The 15,042-nt window shown below is 60.5% G+C and carries 12 protein-coding genes and 2 tRNA genes; 11 read left to right on the forward strand and 3 right to left on the reverse strand.

The window, feature by feature from the left end; all coding sequences use genetic code 11:
• The first annotated feature begins 1 nt into the window (after nucleotide 1).
• Together ADM64_RS03220 and ADM64_RS03225 are read left to right on the forward strand one after the other, a co-directional pair.
• On the forward strand, nucleotides 2-889 hold the full coding sequence (locus ADM64_RS03220) for an alpha/beta fold hydrolase (protein WP_049189410.1): 888 nt from the start codon (nucleotides 2-4) through the stop codon (nucleotides 887-889).
• A 47-nt stretch (nucleotides 890-936) separates the two neighbouring features.
• Nucleotides 937-2,889 carry an alkaline phosphatase family protein gene (locus tag ADM64_RS03225; RefSeq protein ID WP_049189409.1) on the forward strand — a complete coding sequence of 651 codons (1,953 nt, stop codon included), beginning with the start codon at nucleotides 937-939 and terminating at the stop codon, nucleotides 2,887-2,889.
• 13 nt (nucleotides 2,890-2,902) lie between these two features.
• Here ADM64_RS03225 and ADM64_RS03230 read toward each other — a convergent pair whose 3' ends face one another.
• On the reverse strand, nucleotides 2,903-3,241 hold the full coding sequence (locus ADM64_RS03230; protein WP_049170123.1) for a hypothetical protein: 339 nt from the start codon (nucleotides 3,239-3,241) through the stop codon (nucleotides 2,903-2,905).
• Nucleotides 3,238-3,465, reverse strand: a complete 228-nt coding sequence (locus tag ADM64_RS03235) for a hypothetical protein (protein ID WP_049189408.1) — start codon at nucleotides 3,463-3,465, stop codon at nucleotides 3,238-3,240. Before ADM64_RS03235 ends, ADM64_RS03230 begins: the two co-directional genes overlap by 4 nt.
• A 256-nt stretch (nucleotides 3,466-3,721) precedes the next feature.
• Between ADM64_RS03235 and gyrA the strand changes: the two genes are divergently transcribed.
• The 7 genes from gyrA to ADM64_RS03270 all read left to right on the forward strand — a co-directional run bounded on the left by gyrA (nucleotide 3,722) and on the right by ADM64_RS03270 (nucleotide 11,311).
• Nucleotides 3,722-6,238 carry a DNA gyrase subunit A gene (gene gyrA / locus ADM64_RS03240; RefSeq protein ID WP_241486320.1) on the forward strand — a complete coding sequence of 839 codons (2,517 nt, stop codon included), beginning with the start codon at nucleotides 3,722-3,724 and terminating at the stop codon, nucleotides 6,236-6,238.
• A 4-nt stretch (nucleotides 6,239-6,242) separates the two neighbouring features.
• Nucleotides 6,243-6,575 (forward strand): DUF3566 domain-containing protein, encoded by a 333-nt coding sequence (locus tag ADM64_RS03245; protein WP_049189406.1) that lies wholly within the window; start codon nucleotides 6,243-6,245, stop codon nucleotides 6,573-6,575.
• A 203-nt stretch (nucleotides 6,576-6,778) separates the two neighbouring features.
• Nucleotides 6,779-6,852: transfer RNA gene (locus tag ADM64_RS03250), tRNA-Ile, on the forward strand.
• A 31-nt stretch (nucleotides 6,853-6,883) separates the two neighbouring features.
• A tRNA-Ala gene (locus ADM64_RS03255) sits at nucleotides 6,884-6,956 on the forward strand.
• A 478-nt stretch (nucleotides 6,957-7,434) separates the two neighbouring features.
• Nucleotides 7,435-9,087 (forward strand): ABC-F family ATP-binding cassette domain-containing protein, encoded by a 1,653-nt coding sequence (locus ADM64_RS03260; protein WP_049193109.1) that lies wholly within the window; start codon nucleotides 7,435-7,437, stop codon nucleotides 9,085-9,087.
• Entirely contained in the window at nucleotides 9,084-10,328 is a 1,245-nt protein-coding gene (locus ADM64_RS03265) for an MFS transporter (RefSeq protein ID WP_049193110.1), read from the forward strand. Before ADM64_RS03260 ends, ADM64_RS03265 begins: the two co-directional genes overlap by 4 nt.
• Nucleotides 10,325-11,311 carry an IS481 family transposase gene (locus tag ADM64_RS03270; protein WP_049193111.1) on the forward strand — a complete coding sequence of 329 codons (987 nt, stop codon included), beginning with the start codon at nucleotides 10,325-10,327 and terminating at the stop codon, nucleotides 11,309-11,311. Before ADM64_RS03265 ends, ADM64_RS03270 begins: the two co-directional genes overlap by 4 nt.
• Nucleotides 11,312-11,319: 8 nt before the next feature.
• On the opposite strand, the gene ADM64_RS03275 is transcribed toward ADM64_RS03270, so the two are convergent.
• The gene (locus ADM64_RS03275) at nucleotides 11,320-12,213 is read right to left on the reverse strand and encodes a hypothetical protein (RefSeq protein ID WP_049193113.1); all 894 of its coding nucleotides are present in this window, start codon (nucleotides 12,211-12,213) and stop codon (nucleotides 11,320-11,322) included.
• Between the two features lie 304 nt (nucleotides 12,214-12,517).
• Here ADM64_RS03275 and ADM64_RS03280 point away from each other — a divergent pair, with 304 nt between their 5' ends.
• Together ADM64_RS03280 and ADM64_RS03285 are read left to right on the forward strand one after the other, a co-directional pair.
• Nucleotides 12,518-13,054: a peptidylprolyl isomerase gene (locus ADM64_RS03280; RefSeq protein WP_369707163.1), complete on the forward strand. Its 537-nt coding sequence runs from the start codon at nucleotides 12,518-12,520 to the stop codon at nucleotides 13,052-13,054.
• A 760-nt stretch (nucleotides 13,055-13,814) separates the two neighbouring features.
• Nucleotides 13,815-14,999: an IS256-like element IS3503 family transposase gene (locus tag ADM64_RS03285; protein ID WP_049193114.1), complete on the forward strand. Its 1,185-nt coding sequence runs from the start codon at nucleotides 13,815-13,817 to the stop codon at nucleotides 14,997-14,999.
• The last annotated feature ends 43 nt before the right edge of the window (nucleotides 15,000-15,042 follow it).

Genomic DNA, 15,042 nt, shown 5'->3' on the forward strand with positions numbered 1-15,042 from the left:
CATGGTCAACGGGGAACCGCCAGTCGAGCCACGTATTGTGCAGGAGACTTTGCCAGATGGCTCCGTGACCCCGATGGCGCTTCGGTTTCCCGAAGGTTCGCCTCGGGGCATTGTCGTTATTTGGCCGGGCTTTGGCATGGGTGCTCGCTACTACCGGCCGATTGCCCAAGAGTTACAGCGTCGAGGTTTTTGCGTCCTGACCTCGGAGTTGCGCGGCCAGGGTAACCAGACTGCGGTGGCCACCCGCCGTCACAATTGGGGCTACCAGGATCTCGCATCGGTGGATTACCCGCTGGCCGTGGCGCGGGCTCGCAAGGAGTTTGATCACCTCGCGGCAGGGGAGAGCACAGGGGAGAAGCTACCCGTCTACTTGCTGTGTCATTCCATGGGCGGTCAGATTGCCTCGCTGTATCTGGCCCGACCGGAAGCGGACGTGGCCGGCGTAGTGATGGTCGGCTCCGGTACTCCGCACTACAACTGTTTTACTGGCAACGAGTACAAGCGGCTTCGCTACGGTGCACCGTTTATGCAGGTGGTGTCCCAGATCCTGGGCTATTGGCCAGCGGGCAGGCTTGATTTGGCCGGCTATGGCCGCCAGGCTCGTAACCATGTGGTGGAGTGGGCGCGGTTCTCGCGCACGGGTCTTCTGCGACCGCGCGGTGCGGATATCGACTACGCCGCTGAGATGCCGAAGGTGACCACCCCGGCGCTGCTGCTGAACTGTGGTGGTGACCGTGACTGCCCGGAGGCTTCCGCACAGGCGCTGGCACGGATGCTGCCGAATTCGGCAAAGTACGAGTTCATTGAGCAGCGGCTGGGCCACAATCGCTGGGCGCGTGAGCCACAGGCTGTGGTTGACCGTCTAGAGCAGTTTATTGAGGAAATTTAAACCGCAATTTTCCAGCTGGTAATCTGCGCTTCTTAACGTAGATGCCTATGGCAACTTCACCTAAAAATATATCTGAATTTTCCCGTCGGCACTTCCTGCAGACCGCCGCAGGAGTCGGTGCTGTCACCGCTGCGAGCACGCTGCTGCCGCCATCATTGCGCCATGCACTCGCGCAGCCCCGACCGGCTGGCTCCCTCGACCAGGTTGAGCACGTTGTCGTGTTGATGCAGGAAAACCGCTCTTTTGATCACTACTTCGGCACTCTCCGAGGTGTGCGGGGGTACAACGACAATTCCGCTTTGCCGGGCGTTTTCAACCAGAGTGGGGTCAGTCCATACCTGATTCGCAACGCCGCTAATCGCGGTGATCTCTCGGTGGAGTACATTGCAAGTTTGCCGCACGGTTGGGAAGACGGGCAGGTTGCACTAAACGGCGGCCGCTGTAACGGCTGGATCGAGGCTAAGGGCAAAGGCACGATGGCCTGCTATGACCGTCAGGACATCGCGTTCCAATTCGCACTCGCAGAGACATTCACTATCTGTGATGGCTACTTTTCTTCAATGCCTACGTCGACAAGCCCGAACCGCAACTACCTGTTTTCGGGTGATACCCGAAAGGAACCGTGGGGGACTGGAGCGGTTGGCAATGCGGCGTACGAGCCGACGCACCCGGGGTACAGGTGGCGCACGTATGCCGAGGATCTCTCGGCGGCTGGGGTGCCATGGCGCGTCTACCAGGAGTGGGATAACTACACGGACAACAACCTGGATTTCTTCGCCGCGTTTCGAAATATTGGCCGCAAGGTCATTCGTGAGGCCGGGCTGCCTGGTCGCGACATGACGGGCTTCCACGAGAAGCTGCTGGAACTGGGTGATGGCACGCCGCCAACTGCAGAGCAGCAGCAGATGGTCGACCGCCTGAATGCCGCTGTGGAGAAGCTGCCTGAGGCGGAACGGGATCTCTATGATCGCGCGCTGCACCGCCGCCAGCCGGGCACGCTAACCGACGCTTTCCGACGGGATGTTGAATCTGGGGAGCTGCCAAAGGTGTCCTGGATTGTGCCTTCGGCCGCGGAAAGCGAGCACCCGGGAGCGTCCTCGCCGATTCAGTCGGCGAATATCACTTACCGCCTGTTGGATGCGTTGGCCTCCAACCCGGAGGTGTGGGCCAAGACCGTCTTCCTGATTAACTTTGACGAGTTTGATGGTTACTTCGACCATGTGGTGCCGCCGCTGCCGCCGAAGAATGAGCCGGGGGAGTGGTACCTGGGCAAGCCGAAGGGGCTCGGGTTCCGTGTCCCGATGACTGTCATTTCACCGTGGTCGGTGGGTGGTTTGGTGTCCTCAGAGGTCTTCGATCACACTTCGGTGATCCGTTTCCTGGAGCAAGTCACCGGCGTGAGCTGCGGAAATATCACTGATTGGCGTCGTCGGGTATGTGGTGATTTGGTATCCACACTGGACTTCTCGGCGTCTACGGGAATGCAGCTTCCAGAGCAGCCGGGACCAGCGCCGGAGTTTGTGAAGCGCTGGGAGGCGGAGCCGGCCGGTGACTATCCTGTGCAGGAGTCCGAGCAGGCGACCGCGCTGCCGACACCGTACCGGCTGCACGCCTACCTCAAAGGCGGCAATCTTGTGCTGGTCAATGACGGTTCCCGTGAGGCTGTTTTCGCTGTTTACAGTGGCAATAAGGTGGAGCATCACACGGTGCTCGGTACGTTAGAGCTGCGAATTGGACTCCTGGAGCGCGAACTTACCGTGTGCGGCCCGGACCGCTTCCTGCGTGTATTCAGCAAGACGGCGAAAGAGTTGCCGGAGGTCACTTTGGAGCACGCGGCGGGACGTGTTCTAGTTGGCGGGCAGGACCGGACGGCTGATTATGTCCGTGATGGTTGGTACGAGGTTGAGCTGGCTGAAGGTGAGGCCACGGCGTATTACACGGGCCGGCTGGAGTCCGGCAATCGCATTCCGACCAGCCCGTTTACCCGAAAGAGTGACTAGGCCCTGTCCCCGGCTAAGTGCCGCCTTTGACCAGATCCCACGTCTCTGCGAATGACAGCTCTTCGCCGTTGGTGGTGAGGAGTATGTGTGCAAGTAGTGCGCCCAGTGCGGTGTTGCCAAAACTTAGTGGTTTCACGTGAAACGTTGCGTAAGCGACCGCCTGCGCTGCCGCAGAAATCGCGGGAAAGCTACGGTGACCAGCAATGACTCCTGAGCTGGCGGCGACAATAGCGCTGATTGTCCACGGCCTCGCAAGTGTAGCGTCGGCCAATTCCGGCACTGTGGCCACCAGTTCATCGGTAGCCGCCAGGATAGCGGCCTCGCTGAGAGGCTGAATCTGGGGCGCGCTCATTCTTGTACTCCGCGGGGCCTTGGGGAGCTCAACTTTCGCAGCAGCGCCATGTCAGTATCAATTACGCTTGCCGTAATTTCCCGAGCCTGACCTTGCTGAAGGGCTCTCGCTGCGGCGGATTCGATGGCGCGAATGGCGGCCTCGTGTTTAGACACGCCCTCCATGTGCGCCAGCAGCGCCAGAGCGGTGTCCTGTTCTTTCGTGAGTCTCAAGGTCATCGCCATCGCATTTGCTCCTTGCTGCCTAGCTTGTGCCGTCTTATTCGTCTCTACTAGGCCTAAAACCCAGATTTGATACCACAATGGTATCGAAAAGTTGCACACGGCGTCGTAAAGCGGGCTCTAAAGCCCTGTAGAATGGATGCGAACCTCTTTTAAGTAAAGGAAGCAGTCATTGAGCGACGATAACAACAACGACGGCTCATCCTTCGGAAGTGGAGTATTGGGCCACCAGGTTCGCCCGATCGACATCAATGAAGAGATGCAGTCGAGCTATATCGACTACGCCATGAGCGTGATTGTGGGCCGTGCGCTGCCGGAGATTCGTGATGGTCTCAAGCCGGTGCACCGCCGCATTCTCTACGCCATGTTCGACAACGGCTACCGCCCGGAGCGCGGTTATGTGAAGTCCGCAAAGCCGGTTTCGGACACGATGGGTAACTACCACCCGCACGGCGACAGAGCTATTTACGACACCATGGTGCGCATGGCGCAGCCGTGGTCCATGCGCTATCCGCTTGTCGACGGTCAGGGTAACTTCGGCTCCCGCGGTGACGACGGCCCCGCAGCTATGCGTTACACGGAGGCCCGTCTGACGCCGTTGGCCATGGAAATGGTGCGCGACATTCGCGAAAACACCGTCGATTTCCAACCGAACTATGACGGTCGTACGACAGAGCCTGTTATTCTGCCGTCGCGTGTCCCGCAGCTGTTGATGAACGGCTCCGGCGGTATTGCCGTCGGTATGGCCACCAACATCCCGCCGCACAACCTGCGTGAGGTCGCGGATGCCATCAACTGGTGCCTGGACAACCCGGATGCGGATGAAAAGACCACGCTGGATGCGGTCATGGAACGCATCAAGGGCCCGGATTTCCCAACTGCCGCCCAGATTGTCGGCGACAAGGGCATCAAGGAGGCCTACACCACCGGCCGTGGCTCGATTCGCATGCGCGGTGTGACCTCGATTGAGCAGGAGGGCACTCGTCAGTCGATTGTCATCACTGAGCTGCCATACCAGGTCAACCCGGACCGCATGATTGCCAACATCGCAGATCAGGTCAAGGATGGTCGTCTACAGGGCATTGCCTCCATTGATGACGAATCCGATCTGAAGTGGGGCATGCGCATCGTCGTCAAGCTCAAGCGCGACGCCGTGCCGCGTGTGGTGCTGAACAACCTGTACAAGCACTCCCAGCTGCAGACCAGCTTCGGTGCGAACATGCTCGCCATCGTCGACGGTGTGCCGCGTACGCTGCGCATTGACCAGATGGTGACGCTGTACGTCGCCCACCAGATTGAGGTCATTGTCCGACGGACCCAGTTCCGCCTGGACGAGAAGGAAAAGCGTGCCCATATCCTGCGTGGTCTGGTCAAGGCCCTGGATATGTTGGACGAGGTCATCGCCCTGATTCGCCGGTCTGCCACGGTCGATACCGCGCGCACGGGCTTGATGGGTCTGCTCGACATCGACGAGATTCAGGCTGACGCCATTTTGGCGATGCAGCTGCGTCGCCTGGCTGCTCTGGAGCGCCAGAAGATTATTGACGAGTTGGCTGAGATCGAGCTCGAGATCGCCGACCTGAAGGACATCCTGGCCAAGCCGGAGCGTCAGCGCGCCATCGTTAAGGAAGAGCTGGGCGAGGTCGTGGAGAAGTACGGCGATGACCGTCGTACCCAGATCGTGGCCGCTGAGGGCGACGTCACCGAAGAGGACCTCATCGCCCGCGAAAACGTGGTCGTGACCATTACCTCCACGGGCTACGCCAAGCGCACCAAGGTCGATGCCTACAAGGCACAGCGCCGTGGTGGCAAGGGCGTACGCGGCGCGGACCTGAAGCAGGACGACATCGTCCGCCACTTCTTCGTCTGCTCCACGCACGACTGGATTCTGTTCTTCACCAACAAGGGGCGCGTCTACCGTCTCAAAGCCTACGAACTGCCGGAGGCCACTCGCGCCGCCCGCGGTCAGCATGTCGCCAACCTGCTGGAATTCCAGCCGGAAGAGCGCATCGCCGAGGTGCTGCAGATTCAGAGCTACCAGGACAGCCCGTACCTGGTGCTGGCCACCAGCGAAGGCAAGGTCAAGAAGTCCCGCCTGGAGGACTACGAGTCTGCTCGCTCCGCTGGCCTGATTGCCATCAACCTGCGCGAAGGCGACTCCCTCATCGGTGCTCGTCTGTGCTCTGCTGACGATGACCTGCTGCTCGTCTCTGAGCGTGGCCAGGCCATCCGCTTTACGGCTTCCGACGACGCGCTGCGCCCGATGGGCCGCGCCACCGCCGGTGTCCAGGGCATGCGCTTCAAGGGCGACGACAAGCTGCTCAGCATGGTCGTGGTCGAGGAAGAGCACAACCTGCTGGTCGCCACGACCGGCGGCTTCGGCAAGAAGACCAAGCTCAGCGAGTACACCCCGCAGAACCGCGGCGGTATGGGCGTGCTGACGCTCAAGTACGACCCGAAGCGTGGACCGCTGATGGGTGCCCTGGTGGTCGACAACGACGACGAAATCTTCGCTGTCACCTCCGCCGGCGACATCATCCGCACCAACGTCAACGAGATTCGCGCCACCTCGCGTGCCACTAAGGGCGTGCGCCTGGTCAACCTCGCTGACGGCGTGGAACTGCTGGCTATCGACCGCAACGTCGAGGATGAGGGCGAAGAGACCGCTTCTAAGGTCTCTGAGGCCGGAACCTTGGACGTAGTCCCGAAGCGCACCGGCGCGACCAAGAGCACCGGTGCCGCTGAGTCCGGTGACTCGGAGGCGGAGAAGGAGTAAGCGTATGGCCGAAACTAACTTGGTAGTCGACAAGGTGAGCCCCTGGTCCGCCATGCGCATTACGGCGGCCACTGGTTTCATTGGCTTCCTCGTCTGGCTTGCCGCGGTTGGCCTGCTCTACCTCTTGCTCTCCGGGATGGGATTGCTCGCTCCGATTAGTGAAATGGTCGGCGGGGAGGATTCCATCAGCGCGGGTCTCGTCCTTGGCCTGGCGGCCGCTGTAGGAGCGCTGTGGTGGGTGCTGTCGATTGGGCTCATGGCCCTCGGCGCGGTCATCTACAACGCTTGCGGCGGTCTCGTCGGAGGTCTCAAGATTTCGCTTGCCGACGACGACTAGGCTGCCTAGCCTCCCGCTGGCCCCGGTGTCACCCCCGTTCGGTGGCCCCGGGGCCGCGTTGGTTCAGAGGTGTTTTCAGTGATCTGGTTATGGAGTAGCCGTAATGACTACTTAATGACTGCTTTTTAACTCAATATTTAGGCCTCTGACCAGGCGATTTGTGAAGTGTCATGGTTACGGGTTAAGTTATATCTCGTTCCACGGGGCCTATAGCTCAGGCGGTTAGAGCACTTCGCTGATAACGAAGGGGTCGGAGGTTCAAGTCCTCCTAGGCCCACTGCCGAACAAGGTATAATTGCTCGGTGTACGGGGCTTTAGCTCAATTGGTAGAGCACCTGCTTTGCAAGCAGGAGGTCAGGGGTTCGATTCCCCTAAGCTCCACAAGGAACAAAATCCCCCGGTCGTAAGGCCGGGGGATTTTTGCGTTTTGGGGATGTAGAAGGGGAGGGGGCAAGAACGCCGAGTTACTGACTGCGTTTATGACAAAAATGGCGTGAAAAATGGCTTGAAACTGTCATAAACTTGCACAGTTTCACATTTGCAGCCCGTCTTTCTGAAGTTGTCAGGTTTGCTGCTTAACCAAAAACGCCCGACCGCCTGCGCATCAACTGCACAGAACAATCGGGCGTGAAAAGGCTTTTGGCTATCTAGCTGTACTGACCGGGGACGTTAGTTGACTTGCGTGGCATCGCCCGGGCTCTGTATCCTCGGCCGCATGTACTCAGGCATCGCCTCGATGAAGCTGCGTTCCGTCCGCTGACGGCGGCGGGACCCCTTATGACCTCTCGTCTGCCGTCCTGGCCATCTGCCGGGCGGCCGCTTCGTGGTGCCCGGCTCCATGACGAGCTGAAAGTACGCAATGCCAACCACAGAACCTTTACGATCATGTGCCTGGATCGGGACATCCCAAGGGCCCGCTGCACACATCCGCGCTGAATCACTCCACCTGACACTCGGCGACAGGCCGCTGCTGAGTGGGACTGACGTCACCGTCTCCACCGGGTCGCGACTGGCGATCGTCGGCGACAACGGCCGGGGCAAGACCACCTTGCTCCATATACTGGCGGGGATCTTGAAACCCGACTCGGGAGTGGTGACCCGGGTGGGTTCCCTCGTCCTGGTCAAGCAGGACATGGCCACCGAGGGCGATCGCACGGTCGGTGACCTCATTGCCGAGGCGACCGCCCCATCCAGGGCCGCTCTGCAGGCCCTCGACGTGGCTACCGCGGCGCTGGCCGCGGGCGATGACGCGGCCGACGCTTATTCCGCCGCACTCGAGGCGGCCACGCGGCTGGACGCCTGGGATGCAGACCGCCGTGTTGACATCGCCCTGGCGGGCCTGAACGCCTGTAGCGACCGCGATCGGGTCCTGTCGACCTTGTCGGTCGGCCAGCGGTACCGGGTACGGCTGGCGGTCGCCCTCGGATCGACCCCTGACCTGTTGCTGCTGGACGAGCCCACCAACCACCTGGACGCTGCAGGGCTGTCCTTCCTGACTGAGCGCCTGCGGGACCACCCCGGTGGCCTGGCCTTAGTCAGCCACGACCGCGCCCTGCTGCGCGACGTGGCGACCAGCTTCCTGGACCTCGACCCGACCCGCGATGGCCTTCCGCGCACCTACGCGGGCGGTTACGAGGGCTGGATCGAAGGGCGGCAACGAGAACGGGCCGCCTGGGAGCAAGACCATGCCGCCCAGGTCGCCCGGCATCAGGAACTGACCCGCGCCGCCGCCGACGCACGCTCCCGCCTGTCCCAGGGTGGATGGAGACCTGAAAAGGGCACAGGCAAGCACCAACGTGCCACACGCGCTGCTGGAGTGGTCCAAGCCTTCAACCGACGTATCGAAGACCTGAAAAGTCATGAAATCGGCGTCCCGGCGCCGCCACTGCGTCTTGCGTGGCCCGCCTCGGCAACCCGTGCCGGACAGAGCATCATGAACGCCACCCAGGTTACTGTGAAGGGCCGATTGGACGCTCCGGTTTCGGTCGACGTGAACGGCGGTGACCGGTTGGTGGTCACCGGACCGAACGGCGCGGGAAAATCCACCCTGTTGGCACTTCTCGCAGGGCGGCTGGCCCCCACCACGGGACATGTGCGAGTTAATCCGAGAGCGCGCATCGCTCTGCTGTCCCAAGAGGTCCCCGACTGGGACCGCTCCAGCCCCGCACACGAGGTCTATGAGGCCTACCTGGCGAAGCTAGGCCGTCGAGCTCAGGCGCCGTCCCTCGGCTCGCTCGGGCTGCTCGAAGCCTCCGCAACCGGCACGCCGGTGGGGCGCTTGTCGCAAGGACAGCAACGCCGTCTCCACCTGGCCATGTGTCTGGCCCAGGATCCAGACCTGCTGCTCCTGGACGAGCCCACCAACCATCTGTCATCGAGCCTCGTCGACGACATCACCACCGAGCTGCTGCAGACCTCCTGCGCGGTGATCGTTGCCACGCATGACCGTCAGATGCTCCACGACCTGGCCGACTGGCCCCACCTGAACCTTGACCTGAAGGACATGCCATGAACCCGCTTCACCCCTTGACCATCCCCACGTACCGTCAGCTGTTCGCAGCGATGGTGCTGACCATCTTCGCCCAGGGTGCCTGGGCCCTCTACCTTGCCATGCAGACCCTCGACCTGGGCGCCACGCCAGCCGCCCTGTCGGGTGTCGTAGTCTGGAGCGGCATTGGCCTGCTTGCAGGATCCCTCCCAGCTGGCGTAATCGCAGACCGGTTCCCCAATAAGTCCGTCATCGTGAGCGTGCTTACCCTGAACCTCACCATCGCGACCGCGACGTCCACGGCAGCAATCCTCGACATTGTCACCTTCTGGATGCTCGCGGTCTCCGCGTTCATCATTGGCACTTCAACCGCATTCTTCTTCCCCGCCTACACGGCGCTGGTGCCAGTCCTGGTGGACGGCGACGACTTAATGGCCGTCAACGGCCTCGAAGGCGCCGCCCGCCCGTTGGTCGGACAGGCAATTGCGCCCGCCGCCGTCGGAGCGGTCATCGGTGCCAGCATGCCCGCCGCGGGCGGGTACCTCATCGCCGGCGCGCTCGGACTCGCCCTGATCGCCGCCCTGCGGCTTCCTGCCCCTTGCTCAGCCGAGACCGACGCCGAAGCTCCGGCCACCTCTGCGCTGCGGGACCTGCTCGACGGGTTCGGCTACGTCGCCCGCACGCGCTGGGTTCGCTCCAGCGTGCTGTTGGCGGCCGCCATGGGCCTGGCCGTGACCGGTCCGCTGGAAGTTCTCCTGCCCGCGGTCATACGCTCGACCCATGACAACGGTCCGGCTGTGTACGGAGTCGTCCTCGGAGTTCTGGGCGTCGGCGGCCTGGTGGGTTCCCTCGTCGCCGGCTCATGGCCCACCCCCTCACACTTCCTGCCCGTAATGGTCGGCGCATGGGTACTCGGCTGCCTTCCACTGGCCATCCCCGCACTCACCAACAATCCGTGGATCATCAGCGCCGGACTGGCGGTCTACGGTGCGTCGATCGGAGTCGGGATGGTCATCTGGGGCACGGTCCTGCAGGAACACGTACCGCTGGAGATGCTCGGCCGAGTCGCCAGCCTCGACTTCTTCATCTCCATCGCCTTCATGCCACTGTCCATCGCACTCACCGGACTCCTCAGCCGACACATCGCCGCTGCCAGCTTGTTCATCGCCGCCGGACTCGTGCCGCTCGCCACGACGATCCTCCTTGCAGTCCTGGGGCAACTCCGAACGCCGCGGACGACGCCCGTCGCAGCAGGTGAGGAGTGATGCACGCCAACGCCACCCTGACACCTCGCCACCGGCTCAAGGTGGCCCAGCTCGTCGTCGACGACGGTTGGCCCATCAGCGAAGTCGCCGCCCGCTTCCAGGTCTCCTGGCCGACCGTGAAGAGGTGGGTCGACCGCTATCGCGCCGGCGAGTCGATGCAGGATCGCTCGTCCCGGCCGAAGACCTCACCGAACAAGACGGACAAGGCGACGACGAAGCGGTGCGTCAGCCTGCGGATACGGCTGCGTGAGGGCCCCGTGCAGCTCGCCGCCCGACTCGGCATCGCGCCCTCGACCGTCCACCGCATCTTGGCCGGTGCCCGACTGAACCGGCTCTCCTACATGGACCGCGAGACTGGCGAACCGATCCGCCGGTACGAACACCCCCACCCCGGCTCCCTGGTCCACGTGGACGTGAAGAAGCTCGGGAACATCCCCGACGGCGGCGGCTGGCGCTACGTCGGCCGCCGCCAGGGCGACCACAACCGAACGGCGACACCGGGTAAGCCGAAGAGCAAGTGGCACAACCCCAGGCTCGGGTACGCGTTCGTGCACACCGTCATTGACGACCACTCCCGCGTCGCGTACACCGAGGTCCACGACGACGAGACCGCCGTCACCGCGGTCGGGGTCCTGCATCGGGCTGTGGCGTGGTTTGCCGATCGCGGCGTCGCCGTGGAGCGGGTGCTGTCCGACAACGGTGGCGCCTATCGCTCGCACCTGTGGCGGGACACCTGCGAGGCCCTCTCGATCACCCCGAAGCGGACGCGTCCGTACCGGCCGCAGACCAACGGCAAGGTAGAGCGCTTCCACCGGACCATGGCCGACGGGTGGGCCTACGCCCGCTGCTACACCAGCGAGCAAGAACGACGCGACGCCCTGCCGGATTGGCTGCACCAGTACAACCAGCACCGCCCGCACACGGCCTGCGACAACCAGCCGCCGTTCTCACGATTGATCAACGTCCCCGAGCAGTACATCTAGCCGCCTATTTACTTCTTGCGAGCCTGACCCGGCTTCGGAGCCGGCTTGGACGGCTTGGAAGAGATCTTCTTAGCGTCGTCAGCGTTCTTCTTCTCGGTCTTGACCTCGTCGACCTTGATTTGAGCCTGCTTGGAAGCCTCTGCGGCCTTCTCCTCAGTGGTCTCCTTGGCCTCAGCAGCCTTGTCCTTGGCCTCGTCGGCCTTGTCGGCTGCCTTGCCCTTTACCTCTTCAGCCTTTTCCTTAGCCTCGGAAGCCTTCTCTTCAACGGTCTCCTTGACCTCTGCGGCCTTCTCTTCGACCTTGTGCTTAACTTCCTGGGCCTTCTGCTGGTACGGAGCTGGGTCAACCGGGAGCTTGTCGTCCTTGCGCAGCTTCCAAACAATGACACCGACGATTGCTGCAACAACAGCGAAGACCAGGGAAGCGGTTGCGATGCGACCGTTCTTGGCGCGCTGCTCTTCCTTACCGGTTACCTTGTCGATAGCCTTCTGGGTACGCACCTCGAGGTCCTTGCGAGCCTTCTTGGCCTTCTTTTCAGCCTTCTTAGCCTCGCAGCGAGCCTTGCAACGGGTCTTCTTGCCCTTGCGCTTAGCGTCCTTCTCGGCCTGCTTCGCAGCCTTCTTAGCCTGCTTCTTGGTCTCCTTGGACTTCGTCTCAACCTTGCCGGTCAGTTCTTCGGCCTGCTCAGCGAGCTGATCGCGGGCGTCGGAAACCTTTTCCTTAACGTCTTCCGCCCAATTGGTTGCTGCGTCCTTTGCTGCCTCGTTCTGTGCAGCTGCCACCTTCTTAGCCTCCTGCATCGTGTCGTAGAGCTCTGCAGCCTTCTTGTCCCGGTAATCCGAGTAGCTGTCGTAAGCGGACTTCAGTCCCTTGACAGCCAGCGAGATTGCGTTGGGGTTCATGACTCTCCTTTATTAGTGCGTCGCCAACAGGCATCGCCTTTAATTCTCAATCAATGATTAATACTGCTGCGGCGCCAGTGCCTCTGAGACCAAGATGCTTCTAAGTCCAAGAGCTAGGGCCCAGATAGGCCTAGCGCCGAAATATTTGCAGCAGGCTCACATTCCAGCTTAGGCACTATTTGGCCTCCATGGGGGTCAACGAAGAACTCTTTTCCTTATCTTGAGAAACGTTTTCGCTGGTTTCTGCCACGGAGAAACTCACCAGTAGGAGCAATTGGCCACCAAGGTCGGTATCCTAAGGAATGTGACTATTAAGACTGCTACTGCAACTGTGCACACCAACCATGGCGATATCGTGATTGACCTGTTCGGCAACCACGCGCCGAATACCGTCGACAACTTCATCGGCCTGGCAGAAGGCACCAAGGAGTACAAGGGGCAGAACGCCTCTGGCACCGAGTCCGGCCCGTTCTACGATGAGGCCATCTTCCACCGCATCATCGCTGGATTCATGATTCAGGGTGGTGACCCGCTGGGCACCGGCACCGGCGGCCCGGGCTACATGTTCGACGATGAGATCCACCCGGAGCTCCAGTTCGATCGTCCGTACCTGCTCGCTATGGCAAACGCCGGCAAGCGCGGCGGTCGTGGCACCAACGGTTCCCAGTTCTTCATCACCGTTGTTCCGACCCCGCACCTCAATGGCGCTCACACCATCTTCGGTGAGGTCGCTGATGACGCCTCGAAGAAGGTTGTCGACGAGATCGCTCGTGTGGCTACGGATCACTGGGATCGCCCGCTGGAGCCGGTCGTGATTACCTCCATCGACATCGAGAAGTAATCCGCTAGCTTCTACGCTCTTTAACCCGTCCGGTTGTTCCGGGCGGGTTTTTTCATGCCCATTTTCGCTTTACGACGGCCCGTAACTTCAATGTTGTGTTTAGGGGTAGTGGGGGTAGTAGCACATCGTGTTAATTCTCCACATGTCCACAGCCCTGTGGACAAAATACTCCACTGTTCACCTAGGTGAACACGGGCCAAGAAGCACGTTACGGGTCCCAATTTTCACAAATTACAACAATTCACAGTTGTCCACAGACTTGTGCACATGTGTGGATAATTCCATTCTTGTAATTTACGAACCAGCGTTCGAAAGTGGTCGAACTCCGCAGAATATTGGAGTTACGCATAACTTGACTTGCAACTATGTTACTTGTTCACAGAGTTATCCACAGGCTGTGGATACTGTGGACACAGGGGATAGAACCAAAGTTGTCATGCTTTACGGTTTCTGTCACGTAACCCGTGAGAAATTTGGGACGAAATCTCTCCACAGTTATCCACAAATTACATGATTGTTACACAGGTTTCTGTGGATAACTTTTTTGCGTGATCAGTAGGAGGGAAATCCTCATTCGCCGAAAAACGTGTGGGAAACGGGGGTATTGAGGGTTAAGTAAAGAAAAGTGTGTCCGCATGCCACCATAACCCCAGACCACACACCACAAATCACCAAAGAATAGCTCCCCGAAAGCTATTACCCACACCATCCCGCACCTCCGGCCACATTTGTGCTAACCGCACACCGGTTGGATTAAAGGATGACCACCAACCGCCCCAGCTGCCCACTATGCGGCAACAACACAAAGAAAAACGGCACCACCAGCAAATCAACCACCCGTTGGCGCTGCACCCACTGCGGACACTCCTTTACCCGCAACACCCAAACCCACAACAAAAACACCGCCACCATGGCTTTGTTCATCCAATGGGCCACCGGCACCCAATCTCTAACCACCTTCGCCGCACACCATGGCGTAACCAGGCAAACCATGCACCACCGATTCCGATGGTGCTGGTGGATCATCCCCACACCCACCATCGACTCATTCCGCATCCATGACCAAATCTTCCTCGACGCGACCTATCTAAAGTCCGGATGCCTCCTGATCGCAGCCAGTAAAACCCACGTCATCAACTGGACCTGGGCCAGACACGAAACCACCGCCGCCTACACCGAACTCCTACGCCCCATTGCCGCACCACTAATCGCAGTCACAGACGGCGGACAAGGTGCCCAATCAGCCATCCACCACTGCTGGCCAACAACACGCATCCAACGCTGCCTCGTCCACGCCCAACGAACAGTCTGCCGCCACACCACCAGCAACCCCCGCACCGATGCCGGCAAAACCCTCTACCGCCTAGCCCTGAAACTCACTCGCATCACCGACCTTGACCAAGCATCCACATGGGTCGCCCACCTGCACGAATTCGACCACACCTACCGGGAATGGATGAACGAGAAAACCACCATCAAAGACCCCGTTACCGGCGCCTACACCAAGGTCTACACCCACCAACGCGTCCGAGCGGCCTATCAATCATTGCTATCTCTGCACCGCAGAGACCTGCTGTTTACCTACCTGCAACCCCCACCAACAACCATCGACCCCGACAACCTTGCAGCAACAACAAACAGCCTCGAAGGTGGCATCAACGCCCCCATAAAAGAACTAGCCCGCAGACACCGCGGACTATCACTACCGCATCAACGCACAGTGATGGATTGGTGGCTGTATCTACATACAGAAGTCCCTGACGATCCGGTCAAGATCGCCAGGGACCAACGATGGGGTCAAGACGCACTTTCCACAGCAACAGACCTGATCACCCACAACACCACAGCCACTACCAATGACATCGGTGCACCAGCAGAATACGACACCGCCATCGACACCAGCTACCAACACAACCTCGGCATCCAAAAAGGCTGGATCAAATAACCGCAACACGCCCGGAAAAGACACACTTTTCTTTACTTAACCC

Origin of the sequence: Corynebacterium sp. 401_CJEI (assembly GCF_001076435.1) — a bacterium.
In the GTDB taxonomy this organism is placed as follows: Bacteria; Actinomycetota; Actinomycetes; order Mycobacteriales; family Mycobacteriaceae; genus Corynebacterium; species Corynebacterium jeikeium_D.

Bases quoted from the DNA above. Each gene is read 5' to 3' on its own strand.
- ADM64_RS03230 (WP_049170123.1), bottom strand. From the start codon at position 3,241: ATGAGCGCGCCCCAGATTCAGCCTCTCAGCGAGGCCGCTATCCTGGCG.
- ADM64_RS03235 (WP_049189408.1), bottom strand. From the start codon at position 3,465: ATGGCGATGACCTTGAGACTCACGAAAGAACAGGACACCGCTCTGGCG.
- ADM64_RS03225 (WP_049189409.1), top strand. From the start codon at position 937: ATGGCAACTTCACCTAAAAATATATCTGAATTTTCCCGTCGGCACTTC.
- ADM64_RS03285 (WP_049193114.1), top strand. From the start codon at position 13,815: ATGACCACCAACCGCCCCAGCTGCCCACTATGCGGCAACAACACAAAG.
- ADM64_RS03265 (WP_049193110.1), top strand. From the start codon at position 9,084: ATGAACCCGCTTCACCCCTTGACCATCCCCACGTACCGTCAGCTGTTC.
- ADM64_RS03275 (WP_049193113.1), bottom strand. From the start codon at position 12,213: ATGAACCCCAACGCAATCTCGCTGGCTGTCAAGGGACTGAAGTCCGCT.
- ADM64_RS03220 (WP_049189410.1), top strand. From the start codon at position 2: ATGGTCAACGGGGAACCGCCAGTCGAGCCACGTATTGTGCAGGAGACT.
- ADM64_RS03260 (WP_049193109.1), top strand. From the start codon at position 7,435: ATGCCAACCACAGAACCTTTACGATCATGTGCCTGGATCGGGACATCC.
- gyrA (WP_241486320.1), top strand. From the start codon at position 3,722: ATGCAGTCGAGCTATATCGACTACGCCATGAGCGTGATTGTGGGCCGT.
- ADM64_RS03245 (WP_049189406.1), top strand. From the start codon at position 6,243: ATGGCCGAAACTAACTTGGTAGTCGACAAGGTGAGCCCCTGGTCCGCC.